18 protein-coding genes, 1 pseudogene and 1 riboswitch are annotated in these 23,584 nt (G+C 29.8%); of the genes and pseudogenes, 14 read left to right on the top strand and 5 right to left on the bottom strand.

All coding sequences use genetic code 11. From position 1 onward, the window contains the following. Nucleotides 1–6: 6 nt before the first annotated feature. Nucleotides 7–1,017 carry a YeiH family protein gene (locus G324_RS0100375; RefSeq protein ID WP_210994102.1) on the top strand — a complete coding sequence of 337 codons (1,011 nt, stop codon included), beginning with the start codon at nucleotides 7–9 and terminating at the stop codon, nucleotides 1,015–1,017. Between the two features lie 45 nt (nucleotides 1,018–1,062). On the opposite strand, the gene G324_RS0100380 is transcribed toward G324_RS0100375, so the two are convergent. Continuing rightward, the gene (locus G324_RS0100380; RefSeq protein WP_025724420.1) at nucleotides 1,063–2,550 is read right to left on the bottom strand and encodes a CotH kinase family protein; all 1,488 of its coding nucleotides are present in this window, start codon (nucleotides 2,548–2,550) and stop codon (nucleotides 1,063–1,065) included. 167 nt (nucleotides 2,551–2,717) lie between these two features. On the opposite strand from G324_RS0100380, the gene G324_RS0100385 reads away from it, so the two are divergent. Together G324_RS0100385 and G324_RS0100390 are read left to right on the top strand one after the other, a co-directional pair. Beyond that, nucleotides 2,718–4,301, top strand: a complete 1,584-nt coding sequence (locus tag G324_RS0100385) for an ABC-F family ATP-binding cassette domain-containing protein (RefSeq protein ID WP_025724421.1) — start codon at nucleotides 2,718–2,720, stop codon at nucleotides 4,299–4,301. 139 nt (nucleotides 4,302–4,440) lie between these two features. Beyond that, nucleotides 4,441–5,886 carry a flotillin family protein gene (locus G324_RS0100390; protein WP_025724422.1) on the top strand — a complete coding sequence of 482 codons (1,446 nt, stop codon included), beginning with the start codon at nucleotides 4,441–4,443 and terminating at the stop codon, nucleotides 5,884–5,886. A 188-nt stretch (nucleotides 5,887–6,074) separates the two neighbouring features. On the opposite strand, the gene G324_RS0100400 is transcribed toward G324_RS0100390, so the two are convergent. Then, nucleotides 6,075–6,542, bottom strand: coding sequence for a methylated-DNA--[protein]-cysteine S-methyltransferase (locus tag G324_RS0100400; RefSeq protein WP_162146762.1), 468 nt, complete (start codon nucleotides 6,540–6,542; stop codon nucleotides 6,075–6,077). A gap of 91 nt (nucleotides 6,543–6,633) precedes the next feature. Between G324_RS0100400 and G324_RS0100405 the strand changes: the two genes are divergently transcribed. The 6 genes from G324_RS0100405 to ald all read left to right on the top strand — a co-directional run bounded on the left by G324_RS0100405 (nucleotide 6,634) and on the right by ald (nucleotide 11,868). After that, nucleotides 6,634–7,560 (top strand): metal ABC transporter substrate-binding protein, encoded by a 927-nt coding sequence (locus G324_RS0100405; protein ID WP_025724424.1) that lies wholly within the window; start codon nucleotides 6,634–6,636, stop codon nucleotides 7,558–7,560. A 4-nt stretch (nucleotides 7,561–7,564) separates the two neighbouring features. Next, nucleotides 7,565–8,260 (top strand): metal ABC transporter ATP-binding protein, encoded by a 696-nt coding sequence (locus G324_RS07805; protein ID WP_012243040.1) that lies wholly within the window; start codon nucleotides 7,565–7,567, stop codon nucleotides 8,258–8,260. Further along, nucleotides 8,253–9,068 carry a metal ABC transporter permease gene (locus tag G324_RS0100410; protein WP_025724425.1) on the top strand — a complete coding sequence of 272 codons (816 nt, stop codon included), beginning with the start codon at nucleotides 8,253–8,255 and terminating at the stop codon, nucleotides 9,066–9,068. Before G324_RS07805 ends, G324_RS0100410 begins: the two co-directional genes overlap by 8 nt. After that, the gene (locus tag G324_RS0100415; protein ID WP_025724426.1) at nucleotides 9,069–9,434 is read left to right on the top strand and encodes a Fur family transcriptional regulator; all 366 of its coding nucleotides are present in this window, start codon (nucleotides 9,069–9,071) and stop codon (nucleotides 9,432–9,434) included. It begins immediately after the preceding gene. Nucleotides 9,435–9,508: 74 nt separating this feature from the next. Next, nucleotides 9,509–9,611: riboswitch (purine riboswitch) on the top strand. A gap of 131 nt (nucleotides 9,612–9,742) precedes the next feature. Next, the gene (locus tag G324_RS0100420) at nucleotides 9,743–10,741 is read left to right on the top strand and encodes an oxidoreductase (protein ID WP_025724427.1); all 999 of its coding nucleotides are present in this window, start codon (nucleotides 9,743–9,745) and stop codon (nucleotides 10,739–10,741) included. A gap of 20 nt (nucleotides 10,742–10,761) precedes the next feature. Beyond that, nucleotides 10,762–11,868, top strand: a complete 1,107-nt coding sequence (ald, locus tag G324_RS0100425; protein WP_025724428.1) for an alanine dehydrogenase — start codon at nucleotides 10,762–10,764, stop codon at nucleotides 11,866–11,868. A gap of 25 nt (nucleotides 11,869–11,893) precedes the next feature. On the opposite strand, the gene G324_RS0100430 is transcribed toward ald, so the two are convergent. From G324_RS0100430 to G324_RS0100440, 3 genes are all read right to left on the bottom strand, one after another. Beyond that, a complete protein-coding gene (locus G324_RS0100430) occupies nucleotides 11,894–13,345 on the bottom strand; it encodes an O-antigen ligase family protein (RefSeq protein WP_156921255.1) in 1,452 nt (483 codons plus the stop codon). A gap of 92 nt (nucleotides 13,346–13,437) precedes the next feature. Next, entirely contained in the window at nucleotides 13,438–14,772 is a 1,335-nt protein-coding gene (gdhA, locus tag G324_RS0100435; RefSeq protein WP_025724430.1) for an NADP-specific glutamate dehydrogenase, read from the bottom strand. 127 nt (nucleotides 14,773–14,899) lie between these two features. After that, on the bottom strand, nucleotides 14,900–16,144 hold the full coding sequence (locus G324_RS0100440) for a 6-phosphofructokinase (protein WP_025724431.1): 1,245 nt from the start codon (nucleotides 16,142–16,144) through the stop codon (nucleotides 14,900–14,902). 275 nt (nucleotides 16,145–16,419) lie between these two features. On the opposite strand from G324_RS0100440, the gene pfkA reads away from it, so the two are divergent. From pfkA to G324_RS08095, 5 genes and pseudogenes are all read left to right on the top strand, one after another. Then, nucleotides 16,420–17,370, top strand: a complete 951-nt coding sequence (gene pfkA / locus G324_RS0100445) for a 6-phosphofructokinase (RefSeq protein WP_025724432.1) — start codon at nucleotides 16,420–16,422, stop codon at nucleotides 17,368–17,370. Between the two features lie 37 nt (nucleotides 17,371–17,407). Further along, a complete protein-coding gene (pyk, locus tag G324_RS0100450; RefSeq protein WP_025724433.1) occupies nucleotides 17,408–18,760 on the top strand; it encodes a pyruvate kinase in 1,353 nt (450 codons plus the stop codon). Between the two features lie 246 nt (nucleotides 18,761–19,006). After that, the gene (locus G324_RS0100455; RefSeq protein ID WP_025724434.1) at nucleotides 19,007–20,878 is read left to right on the top strand and encodes a polysaccharide biosynthesis protein; all 1,872 of its coding nucleotides are present in this window, start codon (nucleotides 19,007–19,009) and stop codon (nucleotides 20,876–20,878) included. A gap of 19 nt (nucleotides 20,879–20,897) precedes the next feature. Beyond that, nucleotides 20,898–22,040, top strand: coding sequence for a nucleotidyltransferase domain-containing protein (locus tag G324_RS0100460; RefSeq protein WP_025724435.1), 1,143 nt, complete (start codon nucleotides 20,898–20,900; stop codon nucleotides 22,038–22,040). A gap of 282 nt (nucleotides 22,041–22,322) precedes the next feature. Next, nucleotides 22,323–23,584: pseudogene (locus G324_RS08095) on the top strand (hypothetical protein); the annotation flags it as partial.

A 23,584-nucleotide genomic window follows, 5' to 3' on the forward strand; every position in this document is an offset into this window, starting at 1 on the left:
AAAAATATGATAACAAAAATAAGAAAAATTATGCCAGGTATATTACTGAGTTTCACAATTGCAGTGTTTGCAATATTAATTAATAATATATTACCTATTGATTTAATTGGGGCTGCTTTAATTTCACTTTTATTAGGTATGTTATTAAATCCAATCATTTCAAAAAAAGCTCAATTCCAAAAAGGTATTGATTGGTCAGGTAAATATATATTAAGGTTAGGTATTATACTTGCAGGTATTTCTTTAAGTTTTGCTCAAGTACTAGAAGGTGGTAAATATGCTTTAATATTATTAACATTTACCTTTATTACAGCATTTGGTGTAGGCGTTATTTGTAAAAATATCTTTAAAATCGACTGGAAACTATCAAGTTTACTATCAGTTTCAACAGCAATTTGTGGAGGAACTGCAGTAGCTACCGTAGGACCTGTTATTGAAGCAGAAGATCATAAAATTGCTTATGCATTATCTGCAACATTTATTTTTGATCTACTAACAGTTATTTTATTTCCATGGATTGGAATGTTACTAGGAATGAGTGATACAACATACGGTTTATGGGTAGGAACTTCTGTAAATGATACATCATCAGTTGTCGCTGCAGGTTATGCATTTTCAGAAGCAGCAGGAAGTCTTGCAACCATTGTAAAACTTACAAGAACCTTATTTATTGTACCAATTGTGTTATTCTTTTCATGGTTTTACGCTAAGAAAAAACAAAAAAATTCAGACATATTAGAAACAAATAAGATTAAACTAACAGCAATATTCCCGTGGTTTATTTTAGGTTTTATTGCATTTGTAGGTATTAGAAGTTTAAATATCTTAAGTGATAGTTCTGTAAATATTATTTCAACCACATCTAAGTTTTTTATGGCAACAGCCCTGGGAGCAATCGGCTTAAAAACTAGTTTTAATGAGGTTAAAGGTGTTGGTGCAAAACCTGTTGCTGCTGCAATTATTATAGATATATCTGTTGTTATTGTATCCATGATTGTACTATATTTTATGTTTTAACCAAATTATAAGGGAAATGATTATGAAGTCATTTCCCTTATATTTTTAATAACTATTAATTAAATTCCTAAGCGTTTCTAACTTTTTTTCTCTATAAGTATTAAATGGCATATTAAATGTTTCATTATAATTAAAATCAATAGATTTATCAGATAATTTATTTAATGAATAATCTGTTAGATTATTATATTTGTTTTTATGAATATTAAATATATTTTCAAATTCATTTGGTTTATAAAATTTAGAATTAACAGCATCAATAATCATTTCTTTATAAGTTTCAATATAATCTATATTACTGGAGTTTCTAGCAATTGTTTTTAGTACTAACGGATTTACTTGATCATTTATGCCACCCATAGTTGTATTTGTAGAATAAGGACTATAACTGGTCATTGCATTAGATGTTGGGTCCCAGTCCCAATTTATACCAAATGTTCTGTCATAATCATAAGGAATAAATATAGCTTTACTTGAGTCTTTTAAAAAATATATATAGTAATTATTATAATGGTTTCTTAAATCATCAGGGTTACCGACTAAATAACTAATTGCTTCAAATGCTAGATAATAGTTTATATGAATAATATCTTCAAAGTCATTTGAAGCATTAAGTGTCTCTATCATATGAATGAGTAATTCATTCGTACTTGTTTTTTTATTGGTTTTTAAATCATAAACTGGAAAATATGATATTTTTTCATCTTCTATACCAATTGCCTCAAGTGTTCTAGTGGTGAGTTCACCACCAAATAAATTATTCCAACCAACCTTATATAAGTCTCCACCTAAATGTTTTTCATTTAATCTTTTCTCTAAGAAAAGTTCATCAATAGTTTCAAGGGCATAGACAACACCAAAGTTTTCTTCGGTTTGGTTATAATTAATTTTTAAATTCACAGGGGTAATATTTGGTGAGAGTACACCATGTGACTCAAACATACGGTATGTCCAATATTCTCTTGAATATGTTTCATCTTTTGTACGATTCCATTTAAGATCTAATTTTTCCATTTGTGCAAATCTACGATTTTTTCTTTCTGTTCTAAGCGTGTTATTTTCCCACACTTTAGGATTTATATACTCGTCTTCATCATCAAATGTTTCTTTAAAAGAAAGTTTAAAGTGAATCATATCAAACATGCCATCACTATCATTATAAAAGGAAGTTCTCGAGGTATTACCTTTCATTCGAATACCTACCTCTAAAAATTCATAAGATACGCCATTTACCTTAAATGTGACATCACTTTTACGGTAAATTGGAGATTTACTATGGATACTAGAATAATATTCATAATCACTTTGAATGAGAGCGAGTTCACTTGGTTCAATATCAATTTTAATTTCAACTGTACTATTGGGATTAAAAAAATCATTATAAAGACTATCTAAATAAGTATTGTGTTCTAATCCATGTGTATAATCGATATTATCTAGATTCTCATCTGGAATTAATATATTAGAATTTGGATTGCATCCAATAAGAAATAATACAATTAACGATAAGATGAATGAAAATATTTTTTTCATAAGACAAAGCCCCCTATATAGTTTATTATATCATGCAATAATTTTTAATAAATAAATGTTTTATATATGAAATATATACTAATAAACTAAATTATTTCATAATTATGCAATATTTTCTCATTTATGATATGATAGTAAAGGTTTATCATATTGGAGGATTATAATTTATGTTAAATGTTTCAAACGTAACGTATCAAATAGGAAAAGATATTTTATTTGAAGATGTTAATATTAAGTTTACAAAAGGAAATTGTTATGGGATTATTGGTGCTAATGGTGCTGGTAAATCTACATTTTTAAAAATACTTGCAGGTAAATTATCTACAACACGTGGTGTGATTACAATGCAACAAAATCAAAGATTATCTTTCTTAGAACAAGATCAATTTAAATATGATGAATTTACAGTTATGGATACAGTCATTCAAGGTAATAAAAAGTTATATCAAATTATGATTGAAAAAAATGCAATCTATGCCAAAGAAGACTTTACTGAAGCAGACGGTATTAAAGCAGGAGAATTAGAAAGTTTATTTGATGATATGAATGGCTGGAATGCTGAATCAGATGCAGCAATTTTATTAACCGGTCTAGGTATAGAAGTAGATAAACATTATGAGTATATGAAAGATTTATCAGGTAATGATAAGGTTAAAGTTTTACTTGCACAAAGTTTATTTGATAACCCAGATGTATTATTACTTGATGAGCCTACAAACCATTTAGACAGTAAAGCTGTATTATGGTTAGAAAACTTTTTAATGGATTTTGAAAACACAGTAATTGTTGTATCACACGATAGATATTTTTTAAATAAAGTATGTACACATATTGCAGACATTGATTATAAACAAGTAACCCTTTATGCAGGTAATTATGATTTTTGGTATGAATCTAGCCAATTAATGTTAAAACAAGCAAAAGAAGCTAATAAGAAAAGTGAAGAAAAGATTAAAGAACTTCAAGATTTTATTGCAAGATTTAGTGCAAATGCATCAAAGTCTAAACAAGCAACATCTAGAAAAAAAGCACTAGATAAAATAGAATTAACAGAAATTAGACCATCAACTAGAAGATATCCATATGTAAACTTTAAGTTTGAAAAACCTTTAGGTGATGACATCTTAAAGGTAGAAAACTTAACTAAAACAATAGATGGCATAAAAGTTTTAGATGATATTTCATTTACATTAGGTAAAGAAGATAAAGTTGCTTTTATTGGATTAAATGAAAAAGCAACAACAGTTTTATTTAACATATTAAATGGTTATGATACACAAGATTCTGGAACCTTTAAATGGGGTGAAACTGTAATTAAAGGTTACTTTAGAAAAGATAACAATGATGAGTTTAAAAAACCTATTGTTATGGTTGATTGGCTAACTAATTATTCTAAAAATAAAGAGCATACATATGTAAGAGGATTCTTAGGTAGAATGCTATTTAGTGGCGAGGATGCATTAAAGAAAATTAATGTATTAAGCGGTGGTGAGCGTGTAAGATTATTATTTTCAAAAATGATGATTGAAGAGAAAAACACACTGATATTAGATGAACCTACAAACCACTTAGATATGGAGTCTATTACCGCTTTAAATAAAGGTTTACAAGAATTTAAAGGGGTAGTATTATTTACATCAACAGATCATCAGTTAGTATCTTCAACAGCAAATAAATTATATGAAATATCAGAAGATGGAAAACTTATTTTACATATAACAAGTTATGATGAGTATTTAGAATCTAGATAGATTTAAAGATATAAGGATGCTAAAAAAGGCATCCTTATTTTTAATAAAAAACTATTATTAAATTCTACAATGTTTTAAAGGATTTAATGTATAATAAATGTGTATATAATTACGACCATAAAAAGAAAAGGGGTAAAATATGGAACCAGGTGGATGGATTTTAATTGTCGGCATTGTAGTAGTCATATTAATAATATTTCTTGCTGCATCATATGTTAAGGTTAAACCAAACCAAGCATACATTATTACAGGACCTAAAAAGTCACGTGTTGTTATAGGAAAAGGGACATTAAGAATTCCGTTTTTAGAAAGAATTGATGCAATTCCTCTATCACTTATTCAAACAGATATTAAAACAGATTCTGCAGTACCTACAAATGAATTTATTAATATCTTTGTAGATGGGGTAGCAAATATTCGTATTATGACGGATGAAGACTCTATACGTTTAGCAGGTCAAATTCTTTTATCAAGAGACTTAGAAGGTATACGTATCGTTACTAAAGAGATTCTAGAAGGTAACATGCGTGAAATTATTGGTCAAATGAAGTTAAAAGAACTTGTTCAAAACAGAGAAAAATTTGCTGAGCAAGTATATAATTCTGCAATGCAAGATATGAACCGTATGGGCCTTGAAATCATTAATATCACCATTCAAAACTTTAGTGATAAAAATGGTGTGATTGAAGATTTAGGGGTCGATAATGTAACTCAAATTAGAAAAGATGCTTCAATTGCTCGTGCGAATTCTGAAAAAGATGTAGAGATTGCAACAGCTCAAGCAAAAGAGGCTGCAAACGAGGCAAGAATTACAGCCGAGTTAAAAATAGCTGAGCAAAATACAGATCTTGAATTACGTCAAGCAGCATTAAAACAAAAATCAGATACACAAAAAGCGGTAGCTGATGCAGCTTATCAAATTCAAAGTGCAAATGAGTCTAAGAGTGTAAATATTGCTATACAAGAAGCTGAGATTGCAAAACGTACAAAAGAAATTGAGTTAAAACAAAAAGAAATTGAAGTTGAAGAAAAACGTCTAGATGCAGTTGTTAGAAAAGATGCAGATGCTAAGCGTTATGCAGCTGAACAAAAAGCTCAAGCAGACCTTTATATTCGTTCTAAAGAAGCAGAAGCTAAATATATTGAAGAATCAAGAAGAGCAGAAGCTATTAAAGTTGCTGCTGAAGCTCAAAGATTTGCTGAGGAACAACGTGCTCAAGGTATTCAAGCTGTAGGTATTGCTGAGGCTGAAGCAATTGAGAAAAAAGCAGAAGCAATGAAGTTAATGGAAGAGGCAGCTGTATTAGAATTAATTCTAAAATCAGATGTATTACCTAAGATTGTTGAGGCTGCTGCAGCACCACTATCTAAAGTTGATAAGATCACAATGTATGGTGATGGTAACTCTACAAAACTTGTAGGTGATATTGTAAATTCATCTACTCAAATATTATCATCCATTCAAGAATCAACAGGTATTGATTTAACCAGTTTACTTGCAGGTTATGCATCAGGTAAGTTAACAAATAAATCTGGTGATTCTAAAGATAATCCAAAAGATAAACCAGAAAGACAATTAAAATAGATAAATAAAAAATAAAAATGAGCGTATCTAATTTGCTAGATACGCTTATATTTTTGATAGATTTCATATGATGTTATAATAAGTGTCAATGTATTCTAATTTCGTAAGCATATCACCAAACGCTTCAAAATTAAGTTCAACATAATGGGTATGTTTCACTTGGTTTAGATAAAAATCATAAAGTTTTTTCATAAATACTTTCCCCCTTCTTTATGTAATAAATCTATTTTTAACTGAATATCTGATGAGAATCCACCTAACCTGCCATCTGATTTGATCACCCTATGGCAAGGTATGACGATCAATAAAGGATTACTGCCCACCGCATTACCAACGGCTTGGTATGCTCGTGGGTTTGAAATTTTAACTGCAATATCTTTATAGGATGCAGTCTTTCCATAAGGTATCTCAATTAATTGTTGCCACACTAATTTTTCAAATGAACTACCTTCTAAATCAAGTTTAATATCTTTAGGTATAGGTATACCTTTAAAATAGTTTTCAAGTATTTGAATATACGGTGCAGTTATTTCTTTGTTTAAAGTTAAATTTGAAAGGTCTTGATGATTATAAATATCAATAGATTTTAAACCGTTTTTGGACACTTTAATGATAAAGGTCCAATCACCATAGCTTATGAAATCATAATACAACATTGCATGCACCTTTCTTTTGCAAATCGTTTGCAAAGTCTATTTTGTGTGATATAATACTTTTGCAAATGATTCGCAAAAGAGGGAATTCGACATGAAAAAACTATTTGTTACACTTTTTATTTTATCACCTTTATTAATTTTATATGCTTGTGGCTCATCATATCATTATGATATTGTTGTATCTGATTATTTCACATATGATATTGTTAAGCAAGTTACAGGTGATGAACTCACCATTAAAACGCTACAACCCATCCATATGGACTATCACACTTATGAACCAAGTAGCAGTGATTTAGTAGATTTAAAGAAATCAGATCTCTTTATCTATACATCCATTAATGCATCACCTTGGTTAGTATCTGAAAATAATGTATCTAGTGTCATCGGTGATGGTGCCTTTACATCTTTTGAAGTGTTACTTAATTTAGAAGTAACACATGATGAAGAAACATGGCATGATCATGAAGAAGATATGCATGATGACCATGATCACGGATTTGACTTTATATCTAATCCGTTTTATGTAGCAACAATTGTACAAAATCTAAGTGACTACTTAGGTGAACTATATCCAGAATTAAAACAAGTATTTGATGAAAATGCACATGACTACTATGATAAACTTACCAATCTAATTACACCATATCATGAGCGTAGAGAAGCCTTAGTACCTTTAGATATTTATTTTATTGGACATAATGCACTAAACGGCTTTAGTGAAGCATTTAATTTAAATATTATTGCACTTGATGAAAATGTATCACCTAATACAGAAGCAACCAGTGCTCAAGTACTAGCATTTGTTAGTGCATTAAAAAATAATGGCATAACAACAATGTATATGGAAGAAACACCTGATCAAACAACAGTAAACTATATTAAAGCACAAATACCTAATATAGAAATACTTGAACTACACACCTTCCATAAAATATCTAAAGAAGATTATAAAAATAATATTGGTTACTATGAATTAATTGAAAGAAATATAAATCACTTAGAAATGGCAAATTAAAACTATGAAACCTAATTGTTCAAATTGTTTAATTGAATATAAAGATGTAACCCTTTCTTATGGTTATTTAGACGTCATTAAGCATGCAAGTTTTACCGTGCACCAAAATGACTTTTTAAACATCGTTGGACCAAATGGTGCAGGTAAAACCACCTTAATTAAAAGTTTAATTCACCAAATCAAACCAAAACATGGACAAATCATCATGCAAGATCTAAACATGGGTTATGTGCCTCAAAAATTAACCATTAAAAGAAATATCCCTTTAACCGTATTAGAGTTTATCTATACAGGGTTTACCAAACAACGCCTTATCATATCTAAAAGTGATAAAGCACTCATCGTTGAGTGGTTAACTAAAATGAAGTTAGATACATCGCTATTAAATGAAAAGGTAAGTCACTTATCCGGTGGTCAACTACAACGTATTTATTTAATTAGAAGTTTAATATCAAATCCAGAAGTACTCATATTAGATGAGCCTGCTAGTGCACTTGATCCTAATTTTAGAGAATATTTTTATGAACTGATTAAAGACATTAGACGAAATAACAATCTAACAATTATTCATATTACACATGATTTAACAGATGTTATTTTGGAAAATAGTTTAGTCATGTATGTGGATCAAGAAATTAAATTCTTTGGTACATACATTGACTACAACAAATTTGAACACGAGGGCCACCATCATGACTGATCTATTATTGATTTTTGATACCCTAAAGTATGGTATTATGATTGTCTTACTCCTTGGACTTACAGCAAGTTTATTAAGTCCTTTTGTTGTATTAAACGAACAAAGCTTAATCGCAGATGGACTAAGTCATGTGAGTTTTGCTGCACTAGTTGTTGGTATCTTTTTTATAGATAACCCATTTTATATTGCTATACCGATTGTCATTGTAGCATCGATATTTATAAGATGGCTTATTAGGTATACAAAAATACACGCAGATAGTGCAATCGGTATTGTATCTAGTGTCGGTTTTGCAATCGGTTTAATTTTAATTAGATATACTAATTCTAGTATTGACTTAGAAAGTTTAATATCCGGCAACCTATGGTTTAGAAGTGAAGTGGATGTTTATTTAACACTTGCGTTACTAGGTTTAACGTTATTATTCATTATCTTAAGTTATAGAAAACTTATTAGTATTACCTTTGATTATGAACATGCAAAATTCAGTGGTATTAAAGTGGATTTATATAATTACATATTTGCAGCCCTAACTGGAGTATTTGTAGTTATTGGTGTACGTAGTATTGGGGTCTTATTAATTTCTAGTTTACTGATATTTCCTGTTGTAACATCAAATTTATTTGCAAGAAGATTTCCAGATCTTATGATTATTGGAAGTGTGGTGTCAACCTTAGTCATTAGTACAGGACTAATTCTTGCACACATCATGAAGCAACCTGCAGGAAGTATTATTGTGTTATTATATACACTTGTATTTCTTGTCTTATTTATTATTAAAAAAGTCATATTTAGGAGGGCTACTTAAATGAAACTTACAACTAAAAGGCAAATGGTCTATGATACTTTAAAAAGAGCTAAAAAGCCTCAAAGTGCTGATGACATATATAACGCACTCGGTGGAGAAAAACTTAATTTATCTACCATTTATAGAACTTTAGAAAAATTTCATCAAGATGCACTGGTTTCTAGAAATTACTTAGACAATACAGCGTATTACTATTTAAATGAAGCTGAACACCACCATTTCATGGTGTGTGAGAATTGTCATAAGAAATATGAGTTTGATTGTCATATCGATAGTTTGATAGAAGAAATTAAAATTACTTACGGATTTAAAGTTCAACATCACGATTTAAATCTTTACGGTATATGTAAAAACTGTCAAGGATAAGATTGTGTGAAGTTTTGACAATCGAAGTTATTATAAAACATTAGACTTTACAATTTTATGTGAATAGGTTATAATTTTAACATGTATCTTATGTACCGTATAATTAACTAATATTCGGTAGTTAAGTTTCTACCTTAGTTCCGATAAACTAAGACTACGTACATACTCCTTCTTAAATTGAATTAAAATAAACAATCCATCCACCGTTAATGACGGTGGATTTCAATTACTACGGAATTGATTTTTAAGTGATTTGGGTAATCTAATGAGATAGCGCATGTTAAAATAGAAGTAAGTGGAGGTTAAATATGAAACTATTAGAACCAATTAAGGTTAAAGATACAGAGTTTAAAAACCGTGTGATGATGAGTCCTATGTGTATGTATTCTGTAGAAAAACAAGATGGAGTAGCAACTGATTTTCACTATGTACATTATGTTACAAGAGCAATCGGTGGTGTAGGTTATATTATGCTTGAATCTACTGCAGTATTACCAAATGGACGTATTAGTTATGAAGATTTAGGTTTATGGGATGATAGACATGTAGCACCACTAAAGAAAATCGTAGATGCAGTACACAAGTATGGTGCAAAAATTGGTGTTCAAATCTCTCATGCAGGTAGAAAATCTCGTACCCACAATATTGTATCTAGTACAGATGTACCTTTTTCAGATAAGAATTTGACCCCTAAGATGTTGGATGAAGAAGGTATTAAAGAAATTGTTAAAGCATTTGGCCAAGCAGCACGTCGTGCCAATGAGGCAGGTTTTGATAGTATTGAGCTTCACGGTGCACATGGGTATTTAATTGCACAATTTATATCTGATGTTACAAATCAAAGAACAGATAAATATAAAGATGGTACTTTATTCTTAAAAGAAATTATTGATGAAGTATTACTTTATTTTCCAAACGAAAAAATTCTTCAAATTAGAGTATCAGGATACGAGTATCACGATCTAGGGATGACACCTTATGATTGGGCAAGTATTTTAAATACATTTAAGGATAAAATTGATATCGTAAACGTATCAAGTGGAGGCATTCTACCTACACCGGTTAAAGACTATCCAGGATACCAACTGCCTTATGCAAAGATTATTAAAGAAGAAACTGGCCTAGTAACGATAGGCGGTGGACAAATTGATGAACCGCTACTGGCAGAAGACGCTATTTTAGATGGCACAATGGATATGGCCTATTTTGGCCGTAAATTATTAAAAGAACCATATTTTATATTTCAATTAGACGATCAATTATTACCGAAACAATATACAAGAGCCAGGGGTCTTATTTCCAAATAAATTATAAAGGAGTAAAACACATGATTATTGGATTAGTTAGAGAAGTAAAAGAGAGTGAAGATAGAGTTGGGTTAACACCGGATGCTGTTAGAGCTTATGTAAAAGCAGGACACACAGTCTTGGTAGAAAGTGGTGCAGGTAAAACCTCAGGGTTTAGCGATGCAGCATATAAAAAAAGAGGCGCTGTCATTATAGACAGTGCAAAAGAAGTTTGGCATAAGTCAAAAATGATTATTAAAGTTAAAGAGCCAGTTCGTAGTGAGTATCCACTCATTAGAACCGGTCAAATTCTATTTACATATCTGCACTTAGCAGCAGATGAACCCTTATTAAAAACATTACTAAAAAAACGTGTATCATCCATCGCTTATGAAACTGTACGTGATGAAACAGGGCTACCTTTATTAAAACCTATGAGTGAGGTTGCAGGTAGACTATCTGTTTTAGAAGGTAGTAGATTTTTATATAAAAACAATGGTGGAAATGGGTTATTAATTTCTGGTGTAACAGGTGTCAACCCTGCAAAAGTTACTATTATTGGTGCTGGTGTTGCAGGTACTGCAGCACTTCAAAATGCTTACGGATTAGGCAGTGATGTCACGATTCTAGATATTAATGAGAAAAGATTAGACGATTTAAAACAAATCTATCCTAAATTAACAACACTTATTTCTAATGAAGAAAATATTATCGCTTCATTAAAAGATGCAGATTTAGTGATTTCAAGTGTCCTATTACCTGGTAAGAAGGCACCAAAACTCATTAAAAAAGCATATTATAAAGATATGAAAAAAGGTGCGGTGATTGTCGATATCGCAATCGATCAAGGTGGATCAACTGAAGTAAGTAGACCGACTACACATAAAGAACCAGTCTTTAAAGTTTCTGGTATTACACATTATTGTGTAGCAAATATGCCAGGTATTGTGCCTAGAACAGCAACGATTGCACTTAATGATGCAACTTTAAAATTTGGATTAGAGATTGCAAATAAGGGTTTAGAAAAATCAGTAGAAGAAAATCTTTCAATCAATGAAGGACTCAATACCTATAAAGGATACATCACTCAAAAAGATGTAGCAGAAAGTTTTCATAAAGAATTTATAACATTTGAATCCTTAAGATAAATAAAACCGTGTAGACACATTGAGTCTACACGGTTTTTATGTTTGGATCATGAGGTGTTTTTGAAACTTGAAGTTCCTTAGGTACGAAGTCATCTTCACTACCTAAATTGTCAAATACGGCAAAGGTAATATAAGTGATCACAGAAAAGTGAATCATGTACTGAGTATTATCAAGCAAGCCATGAAGTTGACTTAAAATATAAGTGAATAAGAATGCTGAAACGGCTTTAAATCTTAAGTTTTTTATAAATAATCTGCCGATACAAACAAAGTGATAGATTAAAGTAAATAATCCGAATATACCACCTGTTGCAAGTACTTGGAAAAATGTGGAGTGATAAACAGTTATTCTATTTTCACTTGTACCTAGTATCCATATTTCATTATACCAACCCGTACCCACAACGGGATTTTGTAAGAATTGATGCCATGCAGAATATTCATGATAAAACCAAAGTGTTAATCTTCCTGTAAGCATTGAATCTGGATTATCAAAGTCTATGGTACTAAAAAATGAGTTCCATATTTGTTCAATGGTTGGATAAAATATGAGTATGACGATACCACCTAATAATAGTGTAATCAGTAGGTTTAGGAGTTGACGCTTATTTCTTTTAAATATCGCATATAAAATAACACCAGCACCATAAATAGTAATAGTAATAATTGAACCACGTGCATTTGAAACATATATCCAAAATGCTACAAAGGCTAAGTAAAGCCACGGTAATATATTTTTAGGGTATTTATATAAATAATATATAACGGAACCTGAAAATAAAACGATATGGATTGTTAAATCATTCATGTTACCCCAACCAGGAATTGCACCAGTTCCCAGGTTAAACATATCCATAAAATCAAGAAGAAAATCAGTACCTTCCCAAACTCTAAAACCGTCATACCACATTAAAACTATTTGTAAGGATAACATAAATCCAGTAATGATAAAAGTACGCATTAAATAATTTAATTGATTACCTTTAATGGTATTCGCATAATATAAATAAATTAGTAAATAAAGTACGCCTAGAAATGATAACATCATTCCTACAGGAACAAATGGTTTTGAAAGTTCTGGTAGTATAAAACTAATCGATACTAAAATAAGTGATACACCCAGTGTATTGAGTTTGATTTTTACCTTATACTTTATTAAGTGAATAATCATTCCAAATATAATTAAAAACACACTTAAAAAACCTAGGAGTGCTTGATCAAATGTGTGTAGTCCCATATCTTGAATGCCTAAAGAAAATACAAGTCCAAAAACAATCGGTATGGTATAAATGGTATTTTCATAAAAATAAGATATTAAGAAAAATGGAATAGAAAGTAGAAGTAAACTTAAGAATGAAAAAAACATGATAAGGTCACTTGGTATAAAATAGCGATATGACCATATCGTTAAAGAAATACCAAGCATAATCACCTGATAAAGTTTATTATTTAATAAATGTTCTATACATTTTTTCAAATTTACTACCCCAAAGTTTAATTGTAAAGCTTATAAAAAATTATATCATAAAAATTAAAACATTGGCTTTATACCAATGTTAATTTTTATGATTATAGTCCTTGATCAAGCATTGCTTGGTATATTCTTTTAAATGATAAGATATTTGCCCCACTAACCAAATCAAATGGTTTATCATAACTTTTTGCGGTTTCATAAATTGAGTTGAACAACTTAGTCATTATTTCCTTAAGTTTATTATCAACAGTTTCAAATGTCCAGCTTGTATGTAATGCATTTTGTTGCATTTCAAGACCTGAAACAGAAACCCCACCAGCGTTAGCAGCTTTTCCTGGAATAAATAAAATATTATGTTCAAGTAAATAATGAGTTGCGTCTAAAGTTGTTGGCATATTTGCTCCTTCAACAAGCATTTTTAGGCCATTTTTAACTAATTTTTTAACATCCTCAAGTTCAAGTTCATTTTCAGTTGCACAAGGTAGTGCAATTTCACATGGTATTTCCCAAATCTTTTTAGTATCTTTTGAAAAAACTGCATTTGGATATCTTTCTAGATAAACTTCAATTAATTGGTTATGTTCTTTAATATGTTCTAAAAGTGCAACATCAATGCCTTGTGGATGATAAATTACACCATCAATAGATGACATTGCAACCACATTAGCGCCCATTTGTTTAGCTTTATATGCAGTATGTAATGCAACATTACCACTACCGGATATAATGATTGTTATATTTTTTAAGTCTGTATTAAAATATTTATCTAATGCAGCAAGCGTCATATAAATAATGCCATACCCAGTAGCTTCTGTGCGACCTAAAGAACCTCCGTAGTTTGTACCTTTACCAGTAAAACTTCCGTGATGCGCATGTGTTAGGCGTTTATACATACCAAACATATATCCAATAGCTTTTTGGGATACACCAATATCACCTGCAGGAACATCTAATGTTGGTCCAAGATGGCGATGAAGTTCTATCATAAATGATTGACAAAAACGAAGAAGTTCAGCATCTGATTTATTCTTAGGATTAAAATCAGACCCACCTTTACCACCACCTAGTGGTAGTCCTGTTAAACTATTTTTAAATGTTTGTTCAAAACCTAAAAACTTTAAAACAGATTCATTTACATTAGGTGTAAAACGTATTCCACCTTTATAAGGTCCGAGTGCTTGATTAAATTGAACACGGTATCCTGTATTAAATCTATTTTTACCTTTATCATCTACCCAAGGTACTTTAAATGTGATAATACGGTCAGGTTCTACAATATTTCTAATGACATTAGATTCAATAATTTTAGGATCTTCTAATAATACATTATTAATGGATTCAAAAAACTCTAAAACAGATTGTAAATATTCTTTTTGATATGGATATTTTAACTTTAAATCATGATATATAGATTCTAAATGTTCATGCATTTTATATGTCAACTCCTTAGTATATTAGCCATATTGTAACAAATATTTGATATAAATGATAGTTAAAGTGATTGATATAAAAATAGAGCCTAACATTTTTGTTAGACTCTATTTCAAATATAAGTATTTATTTTTTAGGTGCTAAAACTTTATTTAATTTAGCAAAACGAGGTAACCCATTTACTTTTTCTAGTTTAGTTTCACCTTGGATTAATGGTAATGCATAATCAATAAAGTCTTGAGTTAAACCTTTACCATCAGGTAAGATCCACTCTAATGGTACTTTACGTTCAGCATTTGCAACAATCTTTAATGGAAGTAGAGGATACTTCACTTTATATTTATCCCCAGGAACTCTTTGGATACCAACAAATTTGTTTGTTGTACCATTAATTGCTTTTTTAACTGCGATTTGTCCAACTTTAAATGCTTCATTAATATCTGTTTGAGATGCAATATGAGCAGCTGATCTTTGTAGTAGTGAGAATTCGATTGCACGTGTTTTAACACCGAATTTTTCACCAACGTGGCTTGCAAGAACACTTGCTGTTCCACCAAGGTTTGCGTGTCCGAAAGCATCACGAGCAATTTCTGTTTCATATTCTGGAATGTATTTACCTTCAGCAGTTTTAATTCCTTCTGATACAACAACAAATACTGATTTACCAGTTTTTAGTAATTCACCTACTTGATTGTAGAATTTATCCATATCAAATGGTAATTCTGGAAGATATACTAAGTCTGGTTTTACACCACCTACAGATGCTAAAGCTGTTGCTGCTGTTAACCATCCTGCATTTCTTCCCATAACTTCAACAATAATAAATTGTTGAGTATTATAAACAGTTGCATCTAAATATAATTCCATAATAGATGTTGCAACATATTTAGCTGCTGAACCATATCCTGGAGAATGGTCAATACCTGCTAAGTCATTATCAATTGTTTTAGGAACCCCAACAACTCGCATTTCCCAACCAGCAGTTTTCATAAACTTAGAAATTTTTAAACAAGTATCCATTGAATCATTTCCACCATTATAGAAGAAATATCTAATGTTATATTTTTTAAAGATTTCAAGTAGTTTGTTATAATCTGTTGGATCTTTTTTGTAATCTTTTAATTTATATCTAACAGAACCAATTGCAGAAGAAGGTGTATATTTTAATCTCTCTAATTCTTCAATTTCTTCTTGTCTAATGTCATAAAAGTTTTCATCTAAGATACCTTTAATACCATGTTGTGCACCATAAATTTCTGTAATTTCTTCATGCTTTAATGCTTCTAAGAAAACACCTGCAGCTGAAGCGTTAATTACTGATGTAGGACCACCTGATTGTCCTAGAAGTGCAGCACCAACTAATTTTTTCATTGTATACCATCCTTTTATTTAATATTTAACTAATTTTCCATTAATAAGTTTATCAAAGAATGTCCGTTAATGCAAACACTTGTATCTCATTATAATTGTTTTCTAACAATATTGTAGAAAATAGGGATAAAAATCATGGGAATGATTGTGAAAATTACCTCTAAACATTCATGTTTATAAAAAAAATTATATAATGAATAAGGTTTCATTTTTTTGATTCAATTTATTTACATAAACATGATATAATTATAAAGGCATTAGAGGAGGTATGACACATGAAAATAGCAGTTTTAACATCTGGAGGCGACGCTCCTGGGATGAATGCTGCAATCCGTGCAATTGTAAGAACCGGTATTGCAGAAGGTCATGAAATGTTTGGAATCATGGATGGATATAGAGGTCTTTTAGAAGATAGATTTATTCCACTGACTGCAAAAGACGTTTCAGGTATGTTGAGTATTGGTGGGACTAAATTAGGAACTGCAAGAGTTTCTGAATTTAAAGAAATACCCGTACAAATGGTTGCACTGGATAATTTAAAAGCACGTGGCATTGATGCATTAATTGTTATTGGTGGAGATGGTAGTTATAAAGGTGCACTTGCACTACATGAACTAGAATTTCAAACAATTGCAATTCCAGGAACAATTGATAATGACGTATATGGAACAGATTATACAATAGGATTTCATACAGCATTAAATACAATTGTTGAAGCAATCGATAAATTAAGAGATACATCTTCTAGTCATAGACGTTGTAGTATTATTGAGGTTATGGGTAGAACATCTGGTGACTTAGCACTATATGCAGGTATTTGTGGTGGTGCAGAGTTTATTATTACACCTGAAAATCCAATTAATAAAGACAAATTAATTACAACATTAAGAAAACATAATGAAGAAGGTAGACGCCATGCGATTATTGTTGTTACAGAACAACAATTCGATGTGCATAAACTTGCTGCTGAAATCTCAATTAAATCAGGTTTTAGTTCAAGAGCTACAGTCCTTGGTTATATTCAAAGAGGTGGGACACCAATTGCTGAAGACAGAATTTTAGCATCAAGAATGGGCGCATTTGCTGTTGAATCAATTATGAGAGGTGTAAGTGGACATTGTGTTGGGATCAAAGATGATAAACTAGTTACATCACCATTAAAAGATATTGTAAACCATCCAAAAGAACGTGTAGAATTATACGATTTAATAAAAAAATTAAGATAGTTAAAAAAATTAAATAAAATGAAAGGTATATAAAAATATGAGAAAAACTAAAATTGTTTGTACATTAGGACCTGCTTCAGAAGATAAAGCAGTTATGACAAAACTTGTTAAAGCTGGAATGAACGTTGCACGCTTTAACTTTTCACACGGAGACTATGAAGAACATGGTAATCGTTTAAAAACAATCCAATCAATCAACGAAGAATTAGGAACACACGTAGCTTATTTACTAGATACTAAAGGACCTGAAATTAGAACACATGAATTTGATGGTAAAGTAGAAATTACTAAAGGTTCAGAGGTAAGAATTACATTTAATCCTGTATTAGGAAATAAAGAAAAATTCTCAGTAACATATCCAGGTTTATATGATGATATGAAAGTTGGAGAGTTTGTTACAGTTGATGATGGTTACTTAACTTTAGAAGTGATTGCTAAAGATGAAGCAAACCGTGAACTTGTTACAAAAGCATTAAACACGCATGTTGTAAAATCAAGACGTGGTGTGAATGTTCCTGGTGTTGTTTTAAATATGCCTTTCATTTCAGAAAAAGATGCAAGCGATATTAAATTTGCAGCATCAATGGGTTATGACTTTGTTGCAGCAAGTTTTGTAAGACGCGGTGAAGATGCTCAAGCAGTGCGCGATATTTTAGATCAAAATGGCGGAAAAGATGTTCAAATTATTGCTAAGATTGAAAACCAAGAAGGTATGGATAACTTAGATGATATTTTAGAAGTTGTTGATGGTATTATGGTTGCACGTGGAGACCTTGGTATCGAGGTTGAAGGTGAATTAGTACCAATGTATCAAACAGAAATGATTGATAAATGTTTAGAAGCTGGTAAAGTAGTTATCGTAGCAACTCAAATGTTAGAGTCTATGCAAAAAAATCCACGCCCTACAAGAGCTGAAGTATCTGATGTGTTTAACGCAGTTAGAGAAGGAACATCAGCAACTATGTTAAGTGGTGAATCAGCTGCGGGTGATTACCCTGTTGAATCAGTTACTAAAATGGCTAAAATTGATGAAAAAGCAGAATCTACATTAGATCATGAAATATTCTTAGATGGATATTACATGGGAGATTCTAATATTGATGCGATTGCTCAATCTGCAGCAAAATTAGTATTAGAATACGAAGTAGATGCTGTAATTACAAATGGTTTAGAAGTTGCTAAATCATTTGCTAAATTCCACTCTCAAGCAGTAAATATTGCAGTAGTTAAAACAGCTAAAGAAGCTCGTTCACTTGCAATTCATTTTGGAGTTTATCCAGTATTAAGCAAAGATGAAGCTGCACTAAAATTAGAGTCATTAGGTTTAGAAAGTGGAGACTTCGTCTTAGAAGTAACTAAAAACTCAACTAAACTATTAGAAATCAAATAATTTACTAAATAATAAAGGCGCTTAACTAGCGCCTTTATGCTATATTTAATCCTATATTTGATAAAACAAACTAATAATAACGTTTTTACAATTGAAAATATAAATCAACCTTCGTAAATAAGGATCTAATATGATATAATTTTTATATATCAATTAACTAATTGTTAGCGGATTAAATTTTTAAAAATATAAACAAAAGTAGTAAAAATTAAAAAGGACATAATAATCAAACAAGGGGAAAATTAAATGTCAAACAAGAAAAAGGTAATGACTTTTTTTAAAGTCTATAAATATATAATATACGATATACTTACAATTATATCGTCATATTATTTAACTATTTGGGTATCTAGTATTATGGCCGGGGGGACCTTAGTACAAATTGATACATCAGATTTATGGTTAGCACTAGCATTTATTATACCAGCTAAAATAGCAGTATACTTTATTGCTGGAGTATATAAAATAATTACTAAACATGCGTCTTTTGAAGACTTTTTTAGAATTATTGGAACGGTTGCTCTATCTAATATCATTATTGTATTAGTTGTTTTTTCATTTGATTTAAAATTCATGGTAGAACCAGCATTTATACTTATTTCTTTAATTGAAATTACAGGTATGATGTTACCAAGAATAGTAAGAAGAACAGTTAATATTGTAAGTCACCGTATGCGCTGGTTTAATACAACAGGTGTAAGAACATTAGTTGTCGGTGCAGGTTCTGCAGGTGAGATGGTTATTAAAGAGTTTTACAAGAATAATGCATTAAGCAATATTCCTATAGGGTTTGTTGATGATAATCCTGTTAAAGTTGGTAAACAACTAATGGGTATTCGTATATTAGGTACACTAAATGATATTGATAGATTAGTTGAAAATAACCGAATTGAAGAAGTCATTATAGCAATTAAGGATTTACCTAAAAATAGATTCCATGATTTAGTTAATAAATTAATTGAAAAAGGTATTCGTGTTAAAAAATTAAACTTAATTGAAGATGTAAAAGATAATGTTCAATCTAAACTTGTAGATATTAAAGTAGAAGATCTACTTAATAGACCAGTAATAAAGTTAGATGACAAAGGTATATTTGATTTTATTAAAGATGAAATAGTATTAGTTACAGGTGGCGGTGGATCAATTGGTAGTGAACTATGTAGACAAATATTTGAACTTCAACCAAAACAATTAATAATATTTGATATTTATGAAAACAATGCATATGACATTCAAATGGAACTATCTAGAAAAGCATTTAAATTTAATAGTCATAAATATCCAAAATTAGATGTTCGAATCGGTAGTGTATATAATGAGAAAAGATTAGAAGAAATCTTTTCTACATTCAAACCAACATTAGTCTTCCATGCTGCAGCATATAAACATGTACCATTAATGGAAGATAGTGCTAAAGAAGCAGTTCGTACGAATGTTATTGGAACATATAATGCAGCAAAACTATCTACAAAATATAACGTTAAAAAGTTTGTTTTAGTAAGTAGTGATAAAGCTGTAAGAGCAACCAACATAATGGGTGCAACAAAACGCTTTGCAGAACTCATTATTAAAAAAGAACAAGAAGTAAGTCAAACAAGTTTTTCAGCAGTTAGATTTGGTAATGTATTAGGTTCAAATGGTTCAGTTATACCTTTATTTAAAAAACAAATAGAAGATGGTGGTCCAGTTACAGTAACACATAAAGATATCACCAGATACTTTATGACCATACCAGAAGCTGTAAGTTTAATTTTACAATCTGCTGTATTTGCAAAAAGTGATGACCTATTTGTTCTAGATATGGGTGAACCTGTAAAAATCTATGAGTTTGCAGAAAAAATGATTCAACTTGCAGGATATAAATTAGATGAAATTAAAATAGAGGTCGTTGGTCTTCGTCCAGGTGAAAAACTATATGAAGAACTACTTTTAGATATTAATGATCCAAGTATTCACAAAACAGAAAACCAACTCATCTTTGTAGAACATAAAACAGGTGTAGAACTAGATACAAGTTTAGTCGTTAATTTAATGTCTAATTTTGAAAATCTAACTAACGATGAAGTTAAAGAAGAAGTTTCTAAAATTATTGTTACATACACATCAAATTTAAAATAACTTAGGACTGGTAGTTTAATTGAACAACAATGAAATTATATTTAATTTAATTGACCACGCATTAAAAGAAGAAGTTTTTAAATTTAAATCAGAAGATGAATTAAAGTTAACTCAAAAAATATTCGAAAATGGTCTTGTCGGACTTTTATATAACAGTATAGATACTGACAGTTTTATATTGCCTAAATATAACCAAATGCTTAAACACGCATTTGGTTCTTTTGTAGCTAAAGATACCCAACAACAATTAATCATTGAAACATTAAAAGATATTTTTAATGAAAATAAAATACCTCATATATTTTTAAAGGGTTCACACCTAAAAAGTTTATACCCTAAAAGTTATATGCGAGGTATGGGTGATATAGATATTTTAGTTCCATTAGAATTATTTGAAAAAGCAAAGAAAGTATTATTGAATGCAAACTTTAAATTTAAAAGTGCAACCTCACACCACCATGTCTATGAATCAGATGATTTAAATCAAATTGAACTTCATCAATCAATCACATCATCTAATGAATATGAAAATGAAAACTTTTTAAAAGAAATTTGGAATCACGCCCGTATTGATATAGAATATACATATAAAATAGAACCAGCTTATGAATATGTCTATTTGTTAACACATTTAATTAGACATATAAGAACATCAGGTGTCGGTATTAGAAGTATTTTAGATATTGATATATTTTATAATGCATATGAAGAATGGATCAATAAAGAAAAGTTAGATAAGTATTTAAAAGATGAAAACCTATATGATTTTCACTTAAAAGTAATTCACTTAAATAATATATTTACAAATAAAATAAAACCTACAGTTGAAGATGAATTAATCATAGATTATATTATGGATAGTGGTATCCACGGCTTAGGTCAAAAACACGATCAATATCTAACTAAAAGAACACATGAACAAACAAGACTAAAAAAATCTAAATTTAGATTTTTCTTAAATGAAGTCTTTCCTAGTAAAGAGCGTATTAAAGAATCATACCCATATTTAAAAAAACATCCATATTTACTTTCATGGGCATGGTTTGTAAGAATATTAAAACAAGTCTTTAAAGTTAAAAATACTAAGAATAGATTAAAATCTATATCTAATGATTCTGAAGTAAATAGCGTCAAGAGTGTTTATGATTATTTGGGGATTTAAAATGTAAATATAGTTAAGTATAAAGATAAATTTCATTATTTATGTTATACTTTCAGTTCAAGAATACTATTATGATAGGGGACATATCTTAAAGTATTTGTAGTATGTTTAAATGAGTAATGTTAATTTGACTGGAATAATTCCAATTTATTTCAACATATATTAACTAAAGATGTATTTAATAAAACATACTATAATAAACCAAATCTATCATAAGAAAAGCACATAATAAAATAATTTTGATGCCCAACATTATTATAATTTGGAGAATAGAAAATAGATATGAATAAAATGTTGTACATAAATGTGAACTCTTTAAGATTAAATCCGGAAGTAGTGAAGAGATTAAACCAATCCAATATTAAGATACTATATGATTTCAACAAGTACTCATTAGAAGAACTAGAATTATTTTTAGGAGATATGTTTAGTCAAATTAAGTCGATTTTAATTTACTATAAATTACCAAGAAGCATTAACAAGCTTACAAAGTCAAAGGAGCTTGTTTTTCTACTTGAAAATCATGGTATAAGTGATTTACTTACCTTAGTGAAATATAGTAAATTTATACTTTACCAGATACTTAAGGATGATCAATCATTACTAGATGAGACAAATAAAATACTTGAGTTCTATGGAAAAGAAAGAGTGACTGATAGATTCAAAAATAAATCAAACAATAAAAATATCCAAATAAAAGAAACATCTGAAATTATAATAATCGACACGAACAAGAATAAAAATTTTAGTTCAAAACAAAGTATAAAAACCGATAAGAAAAAAAATGTAACTACGCATTCAACTGGTAAACCTAGTGACCTTGATTTTTTTAAGCCGAGAATTATACGACAAGATATTAATAATGATAGTCCAATTGATACCAATGAGATAAAAATCCAAGAAGTTAAAGTTACTAAAAATAATGGAGAAACAATTAATACTAAAAAAAATCAATTACCAGAAAGTAGTAATATTTTTTGGGTAGATATCGATAATGAGAAACGTGGAAATAGACTTAACAAATCGAACAAACCAGTCGATATTGCAAAGAATCAAATGAAAAAAACTGAAAAAAAGAATGATATATTAGTACTTAAAAACACATCTAAAGTTAAAAAAACTTTTCAAAGTAAGAACTTAAGTGAAGAAAAAGTTCAACAAAATAAACAATCAAAACAAGTATTAACCTTACCTGTAGAATCTTTAAAACTAAGCCAAACGGCTTTAGAAAGATTAAAACTATCTGGTATTGACCGCTTAGAAGATTTTAATATATTCAACTTAAGAGAACTTCAAAGTTTATTATCAGATTCATTTAACGAAGTACTTCCAACATTAATCTATTATAAATTACCAAGAAGTATTGAGGACTTATCACTTTCAAATGAAGTTGTAAATGTCTTAGAAATTGTAGGTATTAAAGATTTAGAAGCATTAATAAAATATGACAAATCAATACTTTATCACATGTTTAAAGATGATGAGTTTTTACTTAATGAAATTAGCAATCTACTTAAGTTTTATGAAGAAGATCCTTTAATTGT

The sequence above is a fragment of the Acholeplasma granularum ATCC 19168 genome (genome assembly GCF_000526235.1).
Lineage (GTDB): Bacteria > Bacillota_I > Bacilli_A > Acholeplasmatales > Acholeplasmataceae > Acholeplasma > Acholeplasma granularum.

Bases quoted from the DNA above. Each gene is read 5' to 3' on its own strand.
- G324_RS07805 (WP_012243040.1), top strand. From the start codon at position 7,565: ATGAAACCTAATTGTTCAAATTGTTTAATTGAATATAAAGATGTAACC.
- G324_RS0100400 (WP_162146762.1), bottom strand. From the start codon at position 6,542: ATGTTGTATTATGATTTCATAAGCTATGGTGATTGGACCTTTATCATT.
- G324_RS0100380 (WP_025724420.1), bottom strand. From the start codon at position 2,550: ATGAAAAAAATATTTTCATTCATCTTATCGTTAATTGTATTATTTCTT.
- pyk (WP_025724433.1), top strand. From the start codon at position 17,408: ATGAGAAAAACTAAAATTGTTTGTACATTAGGACCTGCTTCAGAAGAT.
- G324_RS0100375 (WP_210994102.1), top strand. From the start codon at position 7: ATGATAACAAAAATAAGAAAAATTATGCCAGGTATATTACTGAGTTTC.
- G324_RS0100385 (WP_025724421.1), top strand. From the start codon at position 2,718: ATGTTAAATGTTTCAAACGTAACGTATCAAATAGGAAAAGATATTTTA.
- G324_RS0100390 (WP_025724422.1), top strand. From the start codon at position 4,441: ATGGAACCAGGTGGATGGATTTTAATTGTCGGCATTGTAGTAGTCATA.
- G324_RS0100410 (WP_025724425.1), top strand. From the start codon at position 8,253: ATGACTGATCTATTATTGATTTTTGATACCCTAAAGTATGGTATTATG.
- gdhA (WP_025724430.1), bottom strand. From the start codon at position 14,772: ATGCATGAACATTTAGAATCTATATATCATGATTTAAAGTTAAAATAT.
- ald (WP_025724428.1), top strand. From the start codon at position 10,762: ATGATTATTGGATTAGTTAGAGAAGTAAAAGAGAGTGAAGATAGAGTT.
- G324_RS0100405 (WP_025724424.1), top strand. From the start codon at position 6,634: ATGAAAAAACTATTTGTTACACTTTTTATTTTATCACCTTTATTAATT.
- G324_RS0100440 (WP_025724431.1), bottom strand. From the start codon at position 16,144: ATGAAAAAATTAGTTGGTGCTGCACTTCTAGGACAATCAGGTGGTCCT.
- G324_RS0100415 (WP_025724426.1), top strand. From the start codon at position 9,069: ATGAAACTTACAACTAAAAGGCAAATGGTCTATGATACTTTAAAAAGA.
- G324_RS0100420 (WP_025724427.1), top strand. From the start codon at position 9,743: ATGAAACTATTAGAACCAATTAAGGTTAAAGATACAGAGTTTAAAAAC.
- G324_RS0100455 (WP_025724434.1), top strand. From the start codon at position 19,007: ATGTCAAACAAGAAAAAGGTAATGACTTTTTTTAAAGTCTATAAATAT.
- pfkA (WP_025724432.1), top strand. From the start codon at position 16,420: ATGAAAATAGCAGTTTTAACATCTGGAGGCGACGCTCCTGGGATGAAT.